This is a genomic window from Serratia nevei (assembly GCF_024160145.1).
GTDB classification, from domain to species: Bacteria; Pseudomonadota; Gammaproteobacteria; order Enterobacterales; family Enterobacteriaceae; genus Serratia; species Serratia nevei_A.
On record NZ_JAMYWQ010000006.1, the window covers coordinates 46,905 to 64,592 of the forward strand.

Genomic DNA, 17,688 nt, shown 5'->3' on the forward strand with positions numbered 1-17,688 from the left:
TAATGCCCGTAGTGGCATCAAAAAAATCAATTTGAGGGTAATTTATGAAAAAGCGGGTTTTGATTTTGCCGTTAGTTCTGGCTTTGAGCGCCGCCAGCAGCGCCTTGGCCGCCATTCCTTCCACGCTGAAGATTGGCACCGATCCGACTTACGCACCGTTTGAATCCAAAAACGCCAAAGGCGAATTGGTCGGCTTTGACATCGATTTGGCCAAAGAGCTGTGCAAACGCATCAATACCCAATGCACCTTCGTGGAGAGCGACTTCGACGCGCTGATCCCATCCCTCAAGGCGAAGAAAATCGACGCCATCATCTCTTCGCTGTCCATCACTGAAAAACGCCAGCAGGAAATCGCCTTTACCGACAAGCTGTATGCCGCCAACGCGCGTCTGATCGCGCCGAAGGGCTCCAAACTGCTGCCGACCGCAGAATCGCTGAAAGGCAAGAGCGTGGGCGTGCTGCAGGGCACCACCCAGGAAGCTTACGCCAACGCCATGTGGCAGCCGAAAGGGGTGACCGTGGTGCCTTACCAGAACCAGGATCTGGCTTATGCCGACCTGGCCTCCGGCCGTATCGACGCCGCCTTCCAGGATGAAGTGGCGGGCAGCGACGGCTTCCTGAAACAGCCGCCGGGCAAAGACTATGCGTTCGCCGGCGAATCGGTGAAGGATGACAAGTTCTTCGGCGTTGGTACCGGCATGGGGCTGCGCAAGGACGATACCGAGCTGAAAGCGGCGCTGGACAAGGCCTTCGCCGAGATGCGTAAAGACGGCACCTACGACAAATACGCGAAAAAGTACTTCGACTTTGACGTCTACGGCGGCTAATCCGCTTCCCGTTCCATGCTGTGACTGCGGGGCCGGTGCGCCGGCCCCGATGGTTCGGATCCTAGACCACAGGGTGAAGTAGATGCTGCAAGGCTATTCCCAACTGATTTTCGAGGGGGCTCTGGTGACGCTGGAGCTGGCCCTCAGTTCCGTGGTGCTGGCGGTGGCGATCGGTCTGATCGGCGCCGGCGGCAAACTGTCTCATAACCCCTTTATCTCCGGTCTGTTCGGCGCCTATACCACGCTGATCCGCGGTGTGCCCGATCTGGTGCTGATGCTGCTGATCTTTTACGGTTTGCAGATCGCGTTGAACAACATCACTACGCTGCTGGGCTTCGCGCAGATCGATATCGATCCGCTCGGCGCCGGCATTATTACCCTCGGCTTTATCTACGGCGCTTATTTTACCGAGACCTTCCGCGGCGCCTATCTGGCGGTGCCGAAAGGGCAGATCGAGGCGGCGACGGCCTACGGCTTCAGCGGTGCGCAGATCTTCCGGCGCATTCTGTTCCCGGCGATGATGCGTTTCGCGCTGCCGGGCATCGGCAATAACTGGCAGGTGATCCTGAAGGCGACGGCGCTGGTGTCGATCCTCGGCCTGAACGACGTGGTGAAAGCCACACAGCTGGCGGGGAAAGGCACCTATCAGCCGTTCTTCTTCGCCATCGTGGCCGGCGTGGTATACCTGATCTTCACGACCGTTTCCAACGGCGTGCTGCTGTGGCTTGAACGGCGTTACTCACTGGGCGTCAAGAGGGCCGAACTATGATAGATATCCTGCAACAGTATTGGCAGTCGCTGCTGTGGAGCGACGGTTACCGCTTCACCGGCGTGGCGATCACGCTGTGGTTGCTGATCGCTTCGGTGGTGATGGGCGGGCTGCTGGCGATCCCGATGGCGGTGGCGCGCGTCTCCTCGATTCGCTGGGTGCGTTTCCCGGTGTGGCTCTACACCTATGTGTTTCGCGGCACGCCACTGTACGTGCAGCTGCTGGTGTTCTACTCCGGCATGTACAGCCTCGAGATCGTGCGCGGCAGCGAGTTTCTCAATGCGTTTTTCCGCAGCGGGCTCAATTGCACCATCCTGGCGCTGACGCTCAACACCTGCGCCTATACCACCGAGATCTTCGCCGGGGCGATCCGCTCGGTGCCGCACGGTGAAATCGAAGCCGCCAACGCCTATGGTTTTTCGCGCTTCAAGATGTATCGCTGCATCATTTTGCCTTCGGCGCTGCGCACCGCACTGCCGGCTTACAGCAACGAAGTGATCCTGATGCTGCACTCTACCGCACTGGCGTTTACCGCCACCGTGCCGGATCTGCTGAAGATCGCGCGCGACATCAACGCCGCGACCTATCAGCCGTTCTACGCCTTCGGCATTGCGGCGGTGCTGTACCTGATCATCTCCTACGTGTTAATCAGCCTGTTCCGCAAAGCTGAAAGACGCTGGATGGCACACGTTAGTCACTGATAAATGACGGGAAGAAAAACCATGCCTGAAAATAAATTAGCCGTCACGGAACTGCATAAACGCTATGGCGACCACGAAGTGCTGAAGGGCGTCTCGCTGGCGGCCAACGCCGGGGATGTGATCAGCATCATCGGCTCCTCCGGCTCCGGCAAAAGCACCTTTCTGCGCTGCATCAACTTCCTCGAGAAGCCGAGCGAAGGCTCGATCAGCCTGAACAACGAAGACATTCGCATGGTGCGCGACAAAGACGGCCAGCTGAAGGTGTTCGACAAGAAGCAGCTGCAACTGCTGCGCACCCGCCTGACCATGGTGTTCCAGCATTTCAATCTGTGGAGCCACATGACGGTGCTCGAGAACGTGATGGAGGCGCCGGTGCAGGTGCTGGGGCTGAGCAAGGCCGAAGCGCACGAGCGCGCGGTGCGCTATCTGGACAAAGTGGGCATCGATGAGCGGGCGCGTGGCAAATACCCGGTGCATCTGTCGGGCGGCCAGCAGCAGCGCGTTTCTATCGCCCGCGCGTTGGCGATGGAGCCGGAAGTGTTGCTGTTTGACGAACCGACGTCGGCGCTGGATCCCGAGCTGGTGGGCGAGGTGCTGCGCATCATGCAGAAGCTGGCGGAGGAGGGGAAAACCATGGTGGTGGTGACGCATGAAATGGAGTTTGCACGCCACGTTTCCAACCACGTGATCTTCCTGCACAAAGGGTTGATTGAAGAGCAGGGGCCGCCGGCCGAGCTGTTCGGCAACCCCAAAAGCCCGCGCCTGCAGCAGTTCCTGTCCGGTGCGTTGAAGTAACTGCAGATCAGCGGGCTGCGGCCCGCTGATTGAGAACGTCATCCAACGCCTGTTCCAGTTCCAGATAGCGGAAGTGGAAGCCAGCCTGCTCCAGCCGCTTCGGCACCGCCCGCTGGCCGCCGAGCACCAGCACCGCCGCTTCCCCCATCAACAAACGCATCACGAACGCCGGCACCCGCAGAAACGCCGGGCGATCGAGCACGTTGGCCAATTGGGCGGCGAACTGCTCGTTATGCACCGGATAGGGAGCGACCATGTTGAACGGGCCGGTCAGAGTGGTGTGATCCAGCAGATAAATAATGCCGTTGACCATGTCTTCGAGATGGATCCACGGCAGGTATTGGCGGCCGTCGCCGATCGGGCCGCCCAGGCCGAAACGGAACGGCGGCAGCATTTTGGCCAGCGCGCCACCCTGTGGCGCCAGCACCACGCCGGTGCGCAGCAGGCAGACGCGGGTGGCGTCGCTCTGCGCCTGCAGCGCCAGCGCTTCCCAGCGTTGGCACAGCCGGTGGGTGAATTCGTCGTGTGGCGGCTCCTCTTCGGTCACCACCGCCTGGCCCTGATCGCCGTAGTAACCGACGGCGGAACCGGAAATCAGCACGCCGGGCGGCGCGTTGCCGGCCTTGATAAGCTGCGCCAGCCGTTCGGTCAGATCCCAGCGGCTGCGGCACAGCCGCTCTTTCTGCTGCGTGCTCCAGCGCTTGTCGGCGATAGGTTCGCCGGCCAGGTTGATCACCGCGTCGAATTCGTCCAGCGATTGCCGGTCGTCCAGCGTTTGCCAATAGCTCGGGCGGTCGCCCAGCCTGGCTCGGGCTCGCCGCTCGTCGCGGGTCAGCACTGTAATGTGGTGAGAAAGTTCCAGCAGCTTCTCCGTCAGGCTGCTGCCTATCAATCCCGTTGCGCCGGTGATCAGGATCCGCATGGTCGACCTCCCTGAGTTAGTCCCGGCGGTAGCTCATGGTCATGGAAACCGAATCGGCGTAGCGCAGGGCCAGAAGTTTATCTATCTCCACTTCAGCATAGGTCACCCAGGCGTGTTCTTTTACGATATCGAGCACATCCTGCGTTAATTTTTCCAGCAGCGCGAAACGGTTATCTTCCACATGGCGGATGATCGCTTTGGTGATGGTGCGGTAGTTGAGCGCGTCGGCGATGTCTTCGCTGTTGCGCGCCTTGTCCGCCGGGTAGTGGATCACCACGTTGATCAGGACGTCCTGCCGGTTGTTGATTTCCTCTTCCTTGATACCGATGAACGTGCGCAACCGCAGATTTTTAATGCGAATAACGGCGTCGGGTTGACTGAAAGACATCAGAGATTCTCCATAGGTCTGATTATTGGCGTTCAGAATACACGGAAAGTAGGGAAATGATAACGCAGGGACGATGTGACTCCCCGGCCGGCGGGGAGTCGGGGGACGCGCTTAACCCTGTTCGGCCAGCTTGTAGGCGCGCTCGGTCGCCGGGCGGTTGCTGATGCGCTCGAACCAGTTGCGCACCGCCGGGTAATCCGCCAGATCGATGCGCTGGCGCGGATGCGACACCACCCACGGGTAAGTGGCGATATCGGCGATGCTGTAGTTGTCGCCGCCCAGGTAGGGGTGTTTTTGCAGTTCGGCTTCCAGCACGCCGTACAGCCGTTTGGTTTCCAGCTGGTAGCGCTCGATGGCGTAAGGCACCGGCTGCGGCGCGTAGTGGTTGAAGTGGTGATTCTGCCCGAGCATTGGCCCGAACCCGGCCACCTGCCAGAACAGCCACTGCAGGGTGGCGGCGCGTTCGCGCAGGCCCTTGCTCAGCAGCTTGCCGGTTTTCTCCGCCAGATACAGCAGGATTTCCCCGGACTCGAACAGGCTGATTGGCGTGCCGCCGTCCACCGGTTGCTGATCGACGATCGCCGGGATTTTGTTGTTGGGAGAAATGCTCAGAAAGTCCGGTTTGAACTGCTCGCCGGCGCTGATGTTTACGCGATGGATACGGTAGGGTAAGCCGACCTCTTCCAAAAACAAGGTGATCTTGTGACCATTGGGAGTAGGCGCGTAATACAGGTCAATCATATTGCCTCCTGCGGTAAGGTGATCTGTAATTCATTACACGTTGCTGCGGTCTTCGCCGCGCACAAAGGTATATCAAAGATCCAACAATAGCAGCTAAGGATAGCAGGCTATGTGGGATTCGTCCGATGCTATCTGCGCGGCGGAGGTCACAATTATTCATCTGTGCGGGCGGCGGTTTGCCGCACGGCGCCGGCGCGGTAAAATGGCGCTTATTTCCCTAGATAGGACAAGGTTATGAAGCTGATGTTCGCCTCGGATATCCACGGATCGCTGCCGGCAACCGAACGCGTGCTGGAAAGGTTCGAACAAAACGGCGCCGACTGGTTGATTCTTCTGGGCGATTTGCTGAATCACGGCCCGCGCAACGCGCTGCCGGCCGGCTATCAGCCCGCCCGGGTTGCCGAACGATTGAACCGCTATAGCGACAAGATCATCGCCGTTCGCGGCAATTGCGACAGTGAGGTCGATCAGATGCTGCTGACGTTTCCCATCGAAGTGCCCTGGCAACAGGTTTTACTGCAAAAAAGACGATTGTTTTTGACCCACGGTCACCTTTATCATCCCTCGGCACTGCCGCCGTTATCCCGCGGTGACGTCCTGGCCTACGGCCATACGCATCTGCCGCAGGCAGAGCGGCAGGGGGAGATCTATTGCTTCAATCCAGGCTCGGTCAGCATCCCGAAAGGGGGCTTTCCGGCCAGCTACGGCATGTTGGATCGGGACACTTTGCGCGTGCTGACGCTCGACGCCGGCAAGGTCGTCGTGGAGGTGGCGTTAACACGCTAAACGCACTAATTTATACACACACAATAAAAATCTTTGAAAAACACTCATTGATTAACCAGCGCGCGGGATGCATCGCGCCAAAATAGAAGGTTTTAGAGGATGGCGGAACAGGGTCAGGCTGCAGATACCGAATGGGTTGATATCGTCGACGAGCAAAACGAGGTGATCGCGCAATCCAGTCGTCAACAGATGCGGGCGGAGCGGCTGCGCCATCGTGCTACCTATATTGTGGTGCATGATGGGATGGGAAAAATTCTGGTGCAGCGTCGCACCGAGATCAAGGACTTCTACCCGGGCTGGTTGGACGCGACGGCAGGTGGCGTAGTGCAAAGCGGTGAAAACGTGCTGGATTCGGCGCGCCGTGAGGCGGAAGAAGAGCTGGGCATTGCCGGCGTGCCTTTCGCCGAACACGGTCTGTTCTACTTCGAAGAAGAGCAGTGCCGGGTGTGGGGCGCGCTGTTCAGCTGCGTATCGCACGGCCCGTTCGCGCTGCAGGAAGAAGAAGTGGTGGAAGTGTGCTGGCTGACGCCGGAAGAGATCACCGCCCGCTGCGACGAGTTTACCCCGGATTCGCTGAAGGCGCTGTCGCTGTGGCTGACGCGTAACAACGAACAGGATTACGGTAAGCCGCTCGACAGCCAGTGAGACGTCAACGCGTGAGAAAGCCGGTCATCGACCGGCTTTTTTTATGGCGCGGATTCAGCAGCTGTCGCGGCGGCACAGCGTGGCGGGCAGGGAGCCTGCCGGCAGCCAGGGCTGCTCGTTCAGCCGCGCCAGCAGCGCCTGGCCGGCCTGAATGCCGATATCGCGATGCGGGATGGTCATGGTGGTCAGCGGCGGCTGGCACACCCGGCTGAACTCGCTGTTGCCGAACCCCACCACCGCCAGATTGTCCGGCACCTTGATGCGCCGCCGCTGGCATTCATACAGCGCGCCGCCGGCCAGTTCGTCCGAGGCGCACACCAATGCGTCCAGCTCCGGCCAGGCCAGCAGGAATTCCGGCAGCTGCTGCGCGCCGGTGCTGAAGCTGGCGGGCTGCGCGGCGTTGATCACCCGATGCGGCGACATATGGTTGCGCAGCAGCGCCTTGTGCCAGCCCTGCAGGTGCTGCTGGAAAATCCACTGTTCCTGGTTGGCGCACAGCAGCCCGATGTTCTGATAGCCGCTGGCGATCACCGTTTGCGTCAGTTGATACATGGCCGCCACGTAGTCAATGCCGATGCTCATGTCGATCGGATCGGCGCGCACGGCGCCGATCTCCACCACCGGAATGTTGGCGGCGATCAGCGCGTTGCGGGTGTTTTGTGAATGCTCGACGCTGAGCAGCACCGCCGCCGCCAGGTTGTAAGAGAGCAGGGTCTCCAGCAGCTTTTCTTCGCGTTCCAGATGGTGCTGCGACTCCGCCAGCATGATGTGATAGCCGGCCGGTTGCAGCACTTTCTGCAGGCCGGCGAACATCTCGGCGCAGCCGGATTCGGACAGGCTGGGCACCACCATGGCGATAGTGTAGGACGAGGCCGACGCCAGCGAACTGGCGGCCAGGTTGGGCAGATACCCCAGCTCGCTTACCGCGGCTTCAATCTTCTCGCGCAGTTTGTCTGAAACCTGCTCCGGCGTGCGCAGCGCGCGCGACACCGTCATGGTGCCGACGCCCGCCAGCTGCGCTACGTCAGCCAACGTCACCCTGCCCGTGCTGCGGCGTTTTTTACCGATCGACATGCCTAATCCCGACTGAAATGCGCGCGCGGCGCATAAAAATGGTGAGGGCGGGAAGCCGGCGGCGCGGCTTCGACGATCCCCGTATGCGGCACATTCTACCCCGTTAGCCGAAAGAGCGAGAAAAAATTGTGGTTAACGCCATGCCGCGGCGCGTCGTTTTGATAGCGCTATCACAGATCTGCATGATAGCGTTTTGGTAGCGCTATCTTTGTGATATCCATCACTGTGTGGGCAGGAGGGGTTGATTAAAGTTTTAGCGTCGTCGGTGAATTAATCATCGGCCGAAACCATCAACGTTTGGGAGGGTAACGTGCTGAAAGAGTGGCTGACCGCCGATCATATACAGCTGTGCGAACGGGTGGAGGACTGGCGCCAGGCGGTAACGCTGAGCGCGCAGCCGCTGCTGCAAGACGGCGTGATCACGCCGAATTACCTGACGGCCATCTTTCATCAGCAGGAGAAGCTCGGCCCTTACTTTGTCCTGGCGCCGGGCATCGCCATGCCACACGCCCGGCCCGAAGAGGGTGCCAACGCGTTGGGATTATCGCTGTTGAAGATCCATCAGGGGGTGAATTTTCACTCCGCGGATAACGATCCGGTACAGGTGGTGGTGATGCTTTCGGCACCCGACGGCGACAGCCACATCGAATTGATTTCGCAACTGGCTGAATTATTTTCAGACCATCAGGCCATGGAGGCGTTATTTCACGCCAAAGATAAACGGCAAATCGAGGATATTATCGCCCGCTACTAACGCTTAATCACCAGGAACACTATTAACACTATTAATGCAAACAACGCCGGGAATATGACCGGCGGCGCTACCCTACACGCTAAATTCAACAGGTGGATATTATGAAAATCATGGCGATTTGCGGTTCCGGTCTCGGCAGCAGTTTTATGGTGGAAATGAACATTAAAAAGGTGCTGAAAAAGATGGGCGTGGAGGCCGAGGTCGAACACTCCGATCTGTCGTCCGCCACCCCCGGCGCCGCCGACGTGTTCGTGATGGCGAAAGACATCGCCGACAGCGCCAGCGTACCGGCCGAGCAGCTGGTGGTGATCAGCAACATCATCGACATTAATGAGCTGGAAGCCAAGCTGCGCGCTTACTTCGAAGCCCACTCAATCATCTGAATAAAACGATTGGCGAGGTGGATATGTTTATCCAGGAAACGCTTAAGTTTGTGGTGGATATATTAAAGGTGCCTTCGGTACTGGTCGGCCTTATTGCGCTGATCGGTTTGCTGGCGCAAAAAAAATCGTTTTCCGACGTGGTGAAAGGCACGGTAAAAACCATTCTCGGCTTTATCGTGTTGGGCGGCGGCGCCACGGTATTGGTCGGATCGCTCAATCCGCTGGGCGGCATGTTCGAACACGCGTTCAATATTCAGGGCATCATTCCGAATAATGAAGCCATTGTCTCCATCGCGCTGGAGAAATACGGCGCCTCCACCGCGCTGATCATGGCGTTCGGCATGGTGGCGAATATCGTGGTGGCACGTTTCACCCGGCTGAAATACATCTTCCTGACCGGCCACCACACCTTCTACATGGCCTGCATGATCGGCATCATCCTGACGGTGGCGGGCTTCGAGGGGGTGCAGCTGGTGTTTACCGGCGCGCTGACCCTGGGGCTGGTGATGGCGTTCTTCCCGGCGATCGCCCAGCGCTATATGCGCCGCATCACCGGCAATGACGATATCGCCTTCGGCCACTTCGGCACCCTGGGCTACGTGCTGTCCGGCTGGATCGGCTCGAAGGTGGGCAAAAGTTCGCGCTCGACCGAGGAGATGAACCTGCCGAAAAACCTCAGCTTCCTGCGCGACAGCTCCATTTCGATCTCGATGACCATGATCGTCATCTACCTGATCCTGGCGATCTGCGCCGGGCGGGCCTATGTGGAAAGCGAGCTCAGCGGCGGCCAGAACTACCTGGTGTATTCGATCATTCAGGCCATCACCTTCGCCGCCGGGGTGTTCATCATCCTGCAGGGCGTGCGTTTGATTCTGGCGGAAATCGTGCCGGCATTCACCGGCTTCTCGGAAAAGCTGGTGCCGAATGCGCGGCCGGCGCTGGATTGCCCGGTGGTCTATCCCTATGCCCCCAACGCGGTGCTGATCGGCTTCCTGTTCAGCTTCCTTGGCGGATTGGCCGGGCTGTTCCTGCTGGGGCAGCTGAAGATGGTGCTGATCCTGCCCGGCGTGGTGCCGCACTTCTTCACCGGCGCTACCGCCGGGGTGTTCGGCAACGCCACCGGCGGGCGGCGCGGCGCGATGCTGGGCGCTTTCGCCAACGGGTTGCTGATCACCTTCCTGCCGGTATTGCTGCTACCGGTGCTGGGGGCGCTTGGCTTTGCCAACACCACTTTCTCCGACGCCGACTTCGGCGTGGTCGGCATCCTGCTGGGCAATATGGCGCGCTTTATGTCGAAAGAGATGATCATGCTGGCGATCGTCGCCGTGTTTGCGCTGTTGGTGGCGCATAACTTCCTGGGAAAACGCAAAGGCGCGCCGGCCGCTGACCGCGTCGAGAAATAACGAGGGCAGACTGATGAACGACACAACGAGCAAGACGGAAATTGAAGAGCTGCATACCCTGGCGCGGGCGATCCGCCTGGAAACGCTGAAAGCGCTGACCGGGCTGGGTTTTGGCCACTACGGCGGCTGCATGTCGGTGGTGGAGACGCTGGCGGTGCTGTACGGCAGCGTGATGCGCCTGGATCCGGCGGATCCGGACTGGCCGGAGCGCGATGACTTTGTGCTGTCGAAAGGCCATGCCGGCCCGGCGCTGTACAGCACGCTGGCGATCAAGGGTTACTTCCCGCTGGCGGAGCTGAAGACCCTCAACCAGAACGGCACGCGTCTGCCGAGCCACCCGGACCGGCTGCGCACGCGCGGCGTGGACGCCACCACCGGTTCGCTGGGGCAGGGCGTGTCGATCGCCGCCGGCATGGCGTTATCCCATCGGCTGGCAGGGCGCCGCAATCGGGTGTTCAGCATCCTCGGTGATGGGGAACTGAACGAAGGGCAGTGCTGGGAGGCGTTCCAGTTTATCGCCCACCACAATCTGAACAACCTGACGCTGTTCATCGATTACAACAAGCAACAGCTGGACGGCGCGCTGGACGAGGTGATCCAACCCTTCGATCTGGCCGCCAAGTTCCGTGCCTTCGGCTTTGAGGTGCAGACCATCAAGGGCGACGACATCGCGGCGCTGCTGGCGGCGGTGGCGCCGGCGCGCGGCGGCGAACAGCGGCCGCTGGCGATCGTGCTCGACAGCATTAAGGGGCAGGGCGTGGCCTATCTGGAAAACCTGTCGAACTCGCACCACCTGCGCCTGACGCCGGACGTCCAGCAGGAGATCGAAAAAGCCATCGCCGAACTGGAGGCCGCCCATGTTTAACGTAGTGACGCAGTTGGAAAACGACGCCGTCGAAATGCGCAAAGTCTACGCTGGCGCGGTGCGTCGGCAGATTGAGGCGGGCGCGCCGATCATCGCGCTGGAGGCGGATCTGATGAGCTCGATGGCGATGGACGGCGTGCACAAGGATCATCCGCAGCACGTGATCAACTGCGGCATCATGGAGGCCAACGTGATCGGCGTCGCCGCCGGGCTGTCGCTCACCGGTCGGGTGCCGTTCGTGCACACCTTTACCGCCTTCGCCAGCCGCCGCTGTTTCGATCAGCTGTTCATGTCGCTGGATTACCAGCGCAACAACGTCAAGGTGATCGCCTCTGACGCCGGGGTGAGCGCCTGCCACAACGGCGGCACCCATATGTCGTTCGAGGACATGGGCATCGTGCGCGGGCTGGCGCATTCGGTGGTGCTGGAGGTGACCGACGCCACCATGTTCGCCGACATTCTGCGCCAGCTTATGGAGTTGCGCGGCTTCTACTGGGTGCGCACCATTCGCAAGCAGGCGACGCGCATCTATCAGGAGGGCTCGCGCTTTACCATCGGCAAGGGCAATCTGCTGCGCGACGGCGACGACATCACGCTGATCGCCAACGGCATCATGGTGGCGGAGGCGCTGAAGGCGGCGCAGATGCTGGCGCAGCAGGGCGTCAGCGCGGCGGTGATCGATATGTTCACCCTCAAGCCTATCGACCGTGAACTGATCAACACCTACGCGGCCAAGACCGGGCGCATCGTCACCTGTGAAAACCACAGCATTCATAACGGGCTGGGATCGGCGGTGGCGGAGGTGCTGGCGGAAGAGTGCCCGACGCCGATGCGGCGCGTGGGGGTGAAGGAGCGTTACGGCCAGGTGGGCACCCAGGCATTTTTACAGCAGGAGTACGGCCTGACCGCCGAGCATATTCTGGAGGCCGCCGGGCAGTTGTTGGCGCGTTAGAGGAAGTAAAAAGAAAAACGCCGGTCAATGACCGGCGTTTTTTTATCACCTAACCCGAAGGGTATCAGGCCTTGGCGGCGGCAGCGTCAGCCTGGGAAGACTGGATCGCCGTCAGCGCAACGGTGTAGACGATATCGTCAACCAGTGCGCCGCGCGACAGGTCGTTGACCGGCTTGCGCATGCCTTGCAGCATCGGCCCGATGGAGACCAGGTCAGCGGAACGCTGTACCGCTTTGTAGGTGGTGTTGCCGGTGTTCAGATCCGGGAAGATGAACACGGTCGCCTGGCCGGCTACCGGTGAGTTCGGCGCCTTGGACTTGGCAACGTCGGCCATGATGGCGGCGTCGTACTGCAGCGGGCCGTCGATGATCAGGTCCGGACGTTTTTCCTGCGCCAGGCGGGTTGCTTCGCGCACTTTCTCGACGTCGCTGCCCGCACCGGAGTTGCCGGTGGAGTAGGAGATCATCGCTACGCGCGGCTCAATGCCGAAGGCCGCGGCGGAATCCGCAGACTGGATCGCGATTTCAGACAGCTGCTCGGCGGTCGGATCCGGGTTGATCGCGCAGTCGCCGTAGACCAGTACCTGGTCAGGCAGCAGCATGAAGAACACGGAGGACACCAGCGAGCTGCCCGGTGCGGTTTTGATCAGCTGCAACGGCGGACGGATGGTGTTGGCGGTGGTGTGAACCGCGCCGGAGACCAGACCGTCGACTTCGCCTTGTTCCAGCATCAGGGTGCCGAGCACCACGTTGTCTTCCAGCTGCTCGCGCGCGACCACTTCGGTCATGCCCTTGCTCTTGCGCAGCTCAACCAGACGCGGCACGTAGTTTTCACGCACGGCGACCGGATCGACGATGTCGATGCCTTTGCCCAGCTCAACGCCTTGCGCTGCCGCGACGCGCTGGATCTCGTCCGGGTTGCCGAGCAGCACGCATTCCGCGATGCCGCGTTCGGCGCAGATGGCCGCCGCTTTCACGGTGCGCGGCTCGTCGCCTTCCGGCAGCACGATGCGTTTGCCGGCTTTACGCGCCAGCTCGGTCAGCTCGTAACGGAACGCCGGTGGAGACAGGCGGCGCGAACGCTCGGAGGTGGCGGTCAGCGAATCGATCCACTCGGCGTTGATGTGGCTGGCCACGTAGTTCTGCACTTTCTCGATGCGCTGGTGGTCGTCCGCCGGCACTTCGAGGTTGAAGCTCTGCAGGCTCAGCGAGGTCTGCCAGGTGTTGGTGTCGACCATAAACACCGGCAGGCCGGTCTGGAAGGCGCGTTCGCACAGCTTCTTGATCGGCTCGTCGATGGCGTAGCCGCCGGTCAGCAAAATGGCGCCGATTTCCACGCCGTTCATCGCCGCCAGGCAGGCGGAGACCAGCACGTCAGGACGGTCTGCGGAGGTCACCAGCAGAGAGCCTGGGCGGAAGTGTTCCAGCATGTGCGGGATGCTGCGCGCACAGAAGGTCACGGACTTCACGCGGCGGGTCATGATGTCGCCTTCGTTGACCACGCGGGCCTTCAGGTGGCGAGCCATGTCGATGGCGCGGGTGGCGATCAGATCGAAGCTCCACGGCACGCAGCCCAGAACCGGCAGCGGGCTGTTGGCGAACAGCTGCGCAGGATCGACGTGGGCGATGCTGGCTTTGGTGGAGTCGTCGAAGATTTCGGACAGGTCAGGACGGGTGCGGCCCTGATCGTCGACCGGTGCGTTCAGCTTGTTGATGATCACGCCGGTGATGTTTTTGTTCTTGCTGCCGCCGAAGCTGGTGCGCGCCAGTTCGATGCGCTCTTTCAGCTGAGCCGGGGAGTCGTTGCCCAGCGCCAGCACGAAGACGATCTCGGCGTTCAGGGTTTTGGCGATCTCGTAGTTCAGCGCGCTGGCGAACTGGTGCTTGCGGGTCGGCACCAGGCCTTCGATCAGCACCACTTCCGCGTCTTTGGTGTTCTCGTGGTAGCGCGCCACGATCTCTTCCATCAGCACGTCTTGCTGGTTGGAGCTCAGCAGGCCCTCAACGTAGTCCATGCGCAGCGGTTCGGCCGCCGGGATGGTGGAGTTGCTGCGGATGATGGTGGTGGTCTGGTCGAGTGCGTTGTCGCCGGTGCGCGGTTGAGCGATAGGTTTGAACACGCTCAGACGAACGCCTTTTCGCTCCATGGAGCGGATGACACCCAGGCTGACGCTGGTCAGGCCGACGCTGGTGCCGGTGGGGATCAACATAATAGTACGTGACACAGAATAGTCCTCTTCACGATTAACATGAGGCTAAAACAACACCGTCAGCCTGAGCTGACGGTGTTTTGCGAGCATTACGCGGTCAGGCGGGATGCGTCCTGCGCGATGACCAACTCTTCGTTGGTCGGGATCACCAGCGCCAGGCGGCTGCCGTCTTTGGTGATGGCGCCGGATTTGCCGAAGCGAGCGGCCATATTGCGGTCGTGGTCGATTTCGAAGCCCAGCAGGCCCAGTTTGTTCAGGGTCAGCTCACGCACCATGCCGGCGTTCTCGCCGATGCCGCCGGTGAAGATCACCGCGTCCAGACGGCCTTCCATCAGGGCGCTGTATGCACCGACGTATTTGGCCAGGCGGTGGCAGAACACGTCCATGGCGCGTTTGGCGTCGGCTTTGCTGTCGTAGTTGTCTTCAACGTAACGGCAGTCGCTGGTGACTTCGGTCAGGCCCAGCAGGCCGGATTCTTTGGTCAGCATCTTGTTGATCTGGTCAACGCTCATGCCCAGAGAATCGTGCAGGTGGAAGATGATGGCCGGATCGATGTCACCGCTGCGGGTGCCCATCACCAGGCCTTCCAGCGGGGTCAGACCCATGGAGGTGTCAACGCACTGGCCGTTGCGCACTGCGGTAACGGAACCGCCGTTGCCCAGGTGGCAGGTGATCACGTTCACTTCTTCCACCGGCTTGTTCAGCATCTTCGCGGCTTCCTGAGTCACGTAGAAGTGGCTGGTGCCGTGCGCGCCGTAGCGGCGAACGCCGTGGTCGCGGTACAGGCTGTACGGCAGGGCGTACAGGTAAGATTCTTCCGGCATGGTCTGGTGGAACGCGGTGTCGAATACGGCAACGTTCTTGTCAGCCAGGTGAGGGAAGGATTTCAGCGCTTCCGCGATGCCGATCAGGTGAGCCGGGTTGTGCAGTGGTGCAAACGGCACGGAATCTTTGATACCCTGCAGAACGTCGTCGTTGATCACGGCGGAAGCGGTAAACTTCTCGCCGCCGTGCACGATGCGGTGGCCGATAGCGGTCAGCTGCGCGGAAAGCTCTGGTTTTTGTGCCAGAATAGTATTAACAATGTAGTTCAGCGCTTCGCTGTGTGCCGCGCCGGCCCCCAGGGCAGCTTCGTGTTTGGCGCCGTCCATTTTCCACTTGATGCGAGCTTCAGGCAGGTGGAAACACTCGGCCAAACCGGAGAGGAATTCGTCGCCGTTAACGGCATCGATGATGGCGAATTTCAGAGAAGAACTGCCGCAGTTAAGAACCAGTACTAGCTTACTCGACATGGAAGTACCTACTTAAATAGTCGTGTTGTTAAAAGAAAATCGAAAACACGTGGTGAATTAATCGTCAATCAGACAACAAGCGTAGCGCATAGTGCCGATGACATTTATGATTAACATCATGTGAAGTGCACAAATCACAGGATGATGGAAAAACCGATGATTTCTCTGCGGTTTAAATAATCTTGATTTTTATAGGGCTAAAAGTTGACAAAAATTACGTCATCTTCTACCGGCCACAAGGCCGGCTTAGGATACCGATAGCCCAGCGCAAACACAAAATAAATTTAAAGCTTCAAATTTTTTAGTATTGTGTGCTGACAGCACGCTTTTAGTCTCATTACGTGAAGTTGAGGTACGCGATGACGAGCAAACCGTCCGGTTCCGTAAGCTGGTTTCAGGTCTTCCAGCGCGGGCAGCATTATATGAAAACCTGGCCGTCAGACAAACGTCTGGCACCGGTCTTTCCGGAGAACCGCGTTGCGCGTGCCACCCGTTTCGCTATCCGCTTCATGCCGCCGTTGGCGATTTTCACGCTGACCTGGCAGATCGCGCTTGGCGGCCAGCTCGGCCCGGCGATCGCCACCGCGCTGTTCGCCTGCAGCCTGCCGATGCAGGGGCTGTGGTGGCTGGGGCGCCGTTCGGTCACGCCGCTGCCGCCGACGCTGCTGCAATGGTTCCATGAGGTGCGCAACAAGCTGACGGAGGCCGGGCAGGCGGTGGCGCCGCTCGAAGGCACGCCGACCTATCAGACGTTGGCCGATTTGCTCAAGCGCGCTTTCAAGCAGCTGGACAAAACCTTCCTCGACGATCTGTAACTGAAAAAAGGCCGCGTTGTGCGGCCTTTCTCGTCTAAACGCCAATAACCCCGGTTTAAATCAAAGAACGGTCGAGTTGTGATTTCCTGCGTTCTTGCGCTGTGCGATGCTCCCGCCATCACACAGAAATGAGGAAATCCTGATGGAAATGACCAACGCCCAGCGGCTGATCCTGTCGAACCAGTACAAGATGATGACCCTGCTCGATCCGGACAACGGCGACCGCTATCGCCGGTTGCAAACCATTGTCGAACGCGGCTTCGGTTTGCAAATGCGCGAACTGGATCGCGACTTCGGCGAACTGAGCGAAGAGGTGTGCCGCACCATCATCAACGTGATGGAGATGCACCATGCGCTGCAGGTTTCCTGGGGCAACCTGAAAGAGAAGCAGGATCTGGACGAGCGCCGCCTGGCGTTTCTCGGCTTCGATGCCGCCACCGAGGCGCGCTACCTGAGCTACGTGCGTTTCCTGGTCAGCACCGAGGGGCGCTATACTCACTTCGATTCCGGCAGCCACGGTTTCAACGCCCAGACCAAAATGTGGGAAAAATACCAGCGTATGCTGGCGATCTGGCTGGCCTGCCCACGTCAGTATCACCTGAGCGCCGTTGAGATAGCGCAAATCATCAATGCTTGATTAAAAAGAGGTTTTCTGTGGAGTGTAAGGGTTTTCTGTTCGATCTTGATGGCACCCTGGTGGATTCATTGCCGGCGGTAGAGCGCGCCTGGACGCACTGGGCCGAGCGCCGCGGCGTCAACCCGCACGCGGTGCTGGACTTCATTCACGGTAAACAGGCCATTACTTCTCTGCGCCACTTTATGCCGGGCGAAAGCGAGGCGGAAATTCAGCGCGAGTTCCAGCTGCTGGAGCAGGTGGAAGCGCAGGATACCGACGGCGTTCGCGCGCTGCCGGGCGCGATTGCGCTGCTGGAGCGCCTGAACGCGCTCGGCATCCCTTGGGCGATCGTCACCTCCGGTTCGGTGCCGGTGGCCGGCGCGCGCCGCCTGGCCGGCGGTTTGCCGCAGCCGGCGGTGTTCATCACCGCCGAGCAGGTTAAACACGGTAAGCCGCAGCCCGACGCCTATCTGCTGGGCGCCGAGCGCCTGGGGCTTGCGCCGCACGAGTGCGTGGTGGTTGAAGACGCGCCGGCCGGCATTCTCTCCGGCCTGGCGGCGGGCTGCCAGGTGATTGCGGTCAACGCGCCGGCGGAGGCGCCGAAGCTGGAGCAGGTCGACCTGCGGCTGGATTCGCTGGCGCAGATCGCCGTCGATAAAACGGCGCAGGGCGCGATCGTTCGCCGGCTGGCCTGAGCGGCATTATCTTCACCCTAATTGATTAGACCCCGCTTCGGCGGGGTTTTTTTATG

General features: G+C 60.2%; 20 protein-coding genes. 14 read left to right on the forward strand and 6 right to left on the reverse strand.

The genetic code is table 11. The features are described 5' to 3' along the window. Positions 1-44: 44 nt before the first annotated feature. The 4 genes from hisJ (at position 45) to hisP (ending at position 3,092) form a co-directional block, all read left to right on the forward strand. On the forward strand, positions 45-827 hold the full coding sequence (hisJ, locus tag M6G53_RS06575) for a histidine ABC transporter substrate-binding protein HisJ (RefSeq protein ID WP_253329944.1): 783 nt from the start codon (positions 45-47) through the stop codon (positions 825-827). Positions 828-909: 82 nt separating this feature from the next. Further along, positions 910-1,596: a histidine ABC transporter permease HisQ gene (locus M6G53_RS06580; protein WP_253329945.1), complete on the forward strand. Its 687-nt coding sequence runs from the start codon at positions 910-912 to the stop codon at positions 1,594-1,596. Next, positions 1,593-2,297, forward strand: a complete 705-nt coding sequence (locus tag M6G53_RS06585; RefSeq protein ID WP_253329946.1) for an ABC transporter permease — start codon at positions 1,593-1,595, stop codon at positions 2,295-2,297. Before M6G53_RS06580 ends, M6G53_RS06585 begins: the two co-directional genes overlap by 4 nt. Before the next feature lie 21 nt (positions 2,298-2,318). After that, positions 2,319-3,092 carry a histidine ABC transporter ATP-binding protein HisP gene (gene hisP / locus M6G53_RS06590; RefSeq protein ID WP_253329947.1) on the forward strand — a complete coding sequence of 258 codons (774 nt, stop codon included), beginning with the start codon at positions 2,319-2,321 and terminating at the stop codon, positions 3,090-3,092. A gap of 7 nt (positions 3,093-3,099) precedes the next feature. On the opposite strand, the gene M6G53_RS06595 is transcribed toward hisP, so the two are convergent. The 3 genes from M6G53_RS06595 to yfcG all read right to left on the reverse strand — a co-directional run bounded on the left by M6G53_RS06595 (position 3,100) and on the right by yfcG (position 5,143). Further along, complete coding sequence (locus M6G53_RS06595) at positions 3,100-4,014, reverse strand: TIGR01777 family oxidoreductase (protein WP_253329948.1); 915 nt, start codon at positions 4,012-4,014, stop codon at positions 3,100-3,102. A 16-nt stretch (positions 4,015-4,030) separates the two neighbouring features. Beyond that, positions 4,031-4,402: a dihydroneopterin triphosphate 2'-epimerase gene (folX, locus tag M6G53_RS06600; protein WP_025303682.1), complete on the reverse strand. Its 372-nt coding sequence runs from the start codon at positions 4,400-4,402 to the stop codon at positions 4,031-4,033. Positions 4,403-4,513: 111 nt separating this feature from the next. Next, entirely contained in the window at positions 4,514-5,143 is a 630-nt protein-coding gene (gene yfcG / locus M6G53_RS06605; protein ID WP_048234482.1) for a GSH-dependent disulfide bond oxidoreductase, read from the reverse strand. Positions 5,144-5,377: 234 nt separating this feature from the next. Between yfcG and yfcE the strand changes: the two genes are divergently transcribed. Then, the gene (gene yfcE / locus M6G53_RS06610; protein WP_253329949.1) at positions 5,378-5,929 is read left to right on the forward strand and encodes a phosphodiesterase; all 552 of its coding nucleotides are present in this window, start codon (positions 5,378-5,380) and stop codon (positions 5,927-5,929) included. Positions 5,930-6,028: 99 nt separating this feature from the next. Continuing rightward, the gene (gene yfcD / locus M6G53_RS06615; RefSeq protein WP_253329950.1) at positions 6,029-6,574 is read left to right on the forward strand and encodes an NUDIX hydrolase YfcD; all 546 of its coding nucleotides are present in this window, start codon (positions 6,029-6,031) and stop codon (positions 6,572-6,574) included. 54 nt (positions 6,575-6,628) lie between these two features. Here yfcD and M6G53_RS06620 read toward each other — a convergent pair whose 3' ends face one another. After that, positions 6,629-7,648 carry a LacI family DNA-binding transcriptional regulator gene (locus M6G53_RS06620; protein ID WP_055317046.1) on the reverse strand — a complete coding sequence of 340 codons (1,020 nt, stop codon included), beginning with the start codon at positions 7,646-7,648 and terminating at the stop codon, positions 6,629-6,631. A 310-nt stretch (positions 7,649-7,958) separates the two neighbouring features. On the opposite strand from M6G53_RS06620, the gene M6G53_RS06625 reads away from it, so the two are divergent. The 5 genes from M6G53_RS06625 (at position 7,959) to M6G53_RS06645 (ending at position 12,005) form a co-directional block, all read left to right on the forward strand. After that, positions 7,959-8,402: a PTS sugar transporter subunit IIA gene (locus M6G53_RS06625; RefSeq protein WP_253329951.1), complete on the forward strand. Its 444-nt coding sequence runs from the start codon at positions 7,959-7,961 to the stop codon at positions 8,400-8,402. Positions 8,403-8,503: 101 nt separating this feature from the next. Further along, positions 8,504-8,785 carry a PTS sugar transporter subunit IIB gene (locus M6G53_RS06630; protein ID WP_025303676.1) on the forward strand — a complete coding sequence of 94 codons (282 nt, stop codon included), beginning with the start codon at positions 8,504-8,506 and terminating at the stop codon, positions 8,783-8,785. A 23-nt stretch (positions 8,786-8,808) separates the two neighbouring features. Next, a complete protein-coding gene (locus M6G53_RS06635) occupies positions 8,809-10,188 on the forward strand; it encodes a PTS ascorbate transporter subunit IIC (RefSeq protein WP_253330094.1) in 1,380 nt (459 codons plus the stop codon). A gap of 13 nt (positions 10,189-10,201) precedes the next feature. After that, entirely contained in the window at positions 10,202-11,053 is an 852-nt protein-coding gene (locus tag M6G53_RS06640; protein WP_253329952.1) for a transketolase, read from the forward strand. Continuing rightward, positions 11,046-12,005 carry a transketolase family protein gene (locus M6G53_RS06645; RefSeq protein ID WP_253329954.1) on the forward strand — a complete coding sequence of 320 codons (960 nt, stop codon included), beginning with the start codon at positions 11,046-11,048 and terminating at the stop codon, positions 12,003-12,005. Before M6G53_RS06640 ends, M6G53_RS06645 begins: the two co-directional genes overlap by 8 nt. Before the next feature lie 64 nt (positions 12,006-12,069). Here M6G53_RS06645 and pta read toward each other — a convergent pair whose 3' ends face one another. Next, positions 12,070-14,229 (reverse strand): phosphate acetyltransferase, encoded by a 2,160-nt coding sequence (pta, locus tag M6G53_RS06650; RefSeq protein ID WP_253329956.1) that lies wholly within the window; start codon positions 14,227-14,229, stop codon positions 12,070-12,072. A gap of 74 nt (positions 14,230-14,303) precedes the next feature. Continuing rightward, a complete protein-coding gene (ackA, locus tag M6G53_RS06655) occupies positions 14,304-15,506 on the reverse strand; it encodes an acetate kinase (protein ID WP_253329958.1) in 1,203 nt (400 codons plus the stop codon). Between the two features lie 359 nt (positions 15,507-15,865). Between ackA and yfbV the strand changes: the two genes are divergently transcribed. The 3 genes from yfbV (at position 15,866) to M6G53_RS06670 (ending at position 17,632) form a co-directional block, all read left to right on the forward strand. After that, the gene (gene yfbV, locus M6G53_RS06660; RefSeq protein ID WP_004936061.1) at positions 15,866-16,321 is read left to right on the forward strand and encodes a terminus macrodomain insulation protein YfbV; all 456 of its coding nucleotides are present in this window, start codon (positions 15,866-15,868) and stop codon (positions 16,319-16,321) included. A gap of 142 nt (positions 16,322-16,463) precedes the next feature. Then, the gene (locus tag M6G53_RS06665; protein WP_016926898.1) at positions 16,464-16,958 is read left to right on the forward strand and encodes a YfbU family protein; all 495 of its coding nucleotides are present in this window, start codon (positions 16,464-16,466) and stop codon (positions 16,956-16,958) included. A 17-nt stretch (positions 16,959-16,975) separates the two neighbouring features. Further along, complete coding sequence (locus tag M6G53_RS06670; protein WP_253329960.1) at positions 16,976-17,632, forward strand: sugar phosphatase; 657 nt, start codon at positions 16,976-16,978, stop codon at positions 17,630-17,632. Positions 17,633-17,688 lie beyond the last annotated feature (56 nt).

What these genes read in the sequence shown, in the direction of transcription:
- hisJ (WP_253329944.1), top strand. Translation starts at nt 45, where the DNA reads ATGAAAAAGCGGGTTTTGATTTTGCCGTTAGTTCTGGCTTTGAGCGCC.
- M6G53_RS06580 (WP_253329945.1), top strand. Translation starts at nt 910, where the DNA reads ATGCTGCAAGGCTATTCCCAACTGATTTTCGAGGGGGCTCTGGTGACG.
- M6G53_RS06585 (WP_253329946.1), top strand. Translation starts at nt 1,593, where the DNA reads ATGATAGATATCCTGCAACAGTATTGGCAGTCGCTGCTGTGGAGCGAC.
- hisP (WP_253329947.1), top strand. Translation starts at nt 2,319, where the DNA reads ATGCCTGAAAATAAATTAGCCGTCACGGAACTGCATAAACGCTATGGC.
- M6G53_RS06595 (WP_253329948.1), bottom strand. Translation starts at nt 4,014, where the DNA reads ATGCGGATCCTGATCACCGGCGCAACGGGATTGATAGGCAGCAGCCTG.
- folX (WP_025303682.1), bottom strand. Translation starts at nt 4,402, where the DNA reads ATGTCTTTCAGTCAACCCGACGCCGTTATTCGCATTAAAAATCTGCGG.
- yfcG (WP_048234482.1), bottom strand. Translation starts at nt 5,143, where the DNA reads ATGATTGACCTGTATTACGCGCCTACTCCCAATGGTCACAAGATCACC.
- yfcE (WP_253329949.1), top strand. Translation starts at nt 5,378, where the DNA reads ATGAAGCTGATGTTCGCCTCGGATATCCACGGATCGCTGCCGGCAACC.
- yfcD (WP_253329950.1), top strand. Translation starts at nt 6,029, where the DNA reads ATGGCGGAACAGGGTCAGGCTGCAGATACCGAATGGGTTGATATCGTC.
- M6G53_RS06620 (WP_055317046.1), bottom strand. Translation starts at nt 7,648, where the DNA reads ATGTCGATCGGTAAAAAACGCCGCAGCACGGGCAGGGTGACGTTGGCT.
- M6G53_RS06630 (WP_025303676.1), top strand. Translation starts at nt 8,504, where the DNA reads ATGAAAATCATGGCGATTTGCGGTTCCGGTCTCGGCAGCAGTTTTATG.
- M6G53_RS06635 (WP_253330094.1), top strand. Translation starts at nt 8,809, where the DNA reads ATGTTTATCCAGGAAACGCTTAAGTTTGTGGTGGATATATTAAAGGTG.
- M6G53_RS06640 (WP_253329952.1), top strand. Translation starts at nt 10,202, where the DNA reads ATGAACGACACAACGAGCAAGACGGAAATTGAAGAGCTGCATACCCTG.
- M6G53_RS06645 (WP_253329954.1), top strand. Translation starts at nt 11,046, where the DNA reads ATGTTTAACGTAGTGACGCAGTTGGAAAACGACGCCGTCGAAATGCGC.
- ackA (WP_253329958.1), bottom strand. Translation starts at nt 15,506, where the DNA reads ATGTCGAGTAAGCTAGTACTGGTTCTTAACTGCGGCAGTTCTTCTCTG.
- yfbV (WP_004936061.1), top strand. Translation starts at nt 15,866, where the DNA reads ATGACGAGCAAACCGTCCGGTTCCGTAAGCTGGTTTCAGGTCTTCCAG.
- M6G53_RS06665 (WP_016926898.1), top strand. Translation starts at nt 16,464, where the DNA reads ATGGAAATGACCAACGCCCAGCGGCTGATCCTGTCGAACCAGTACAAG.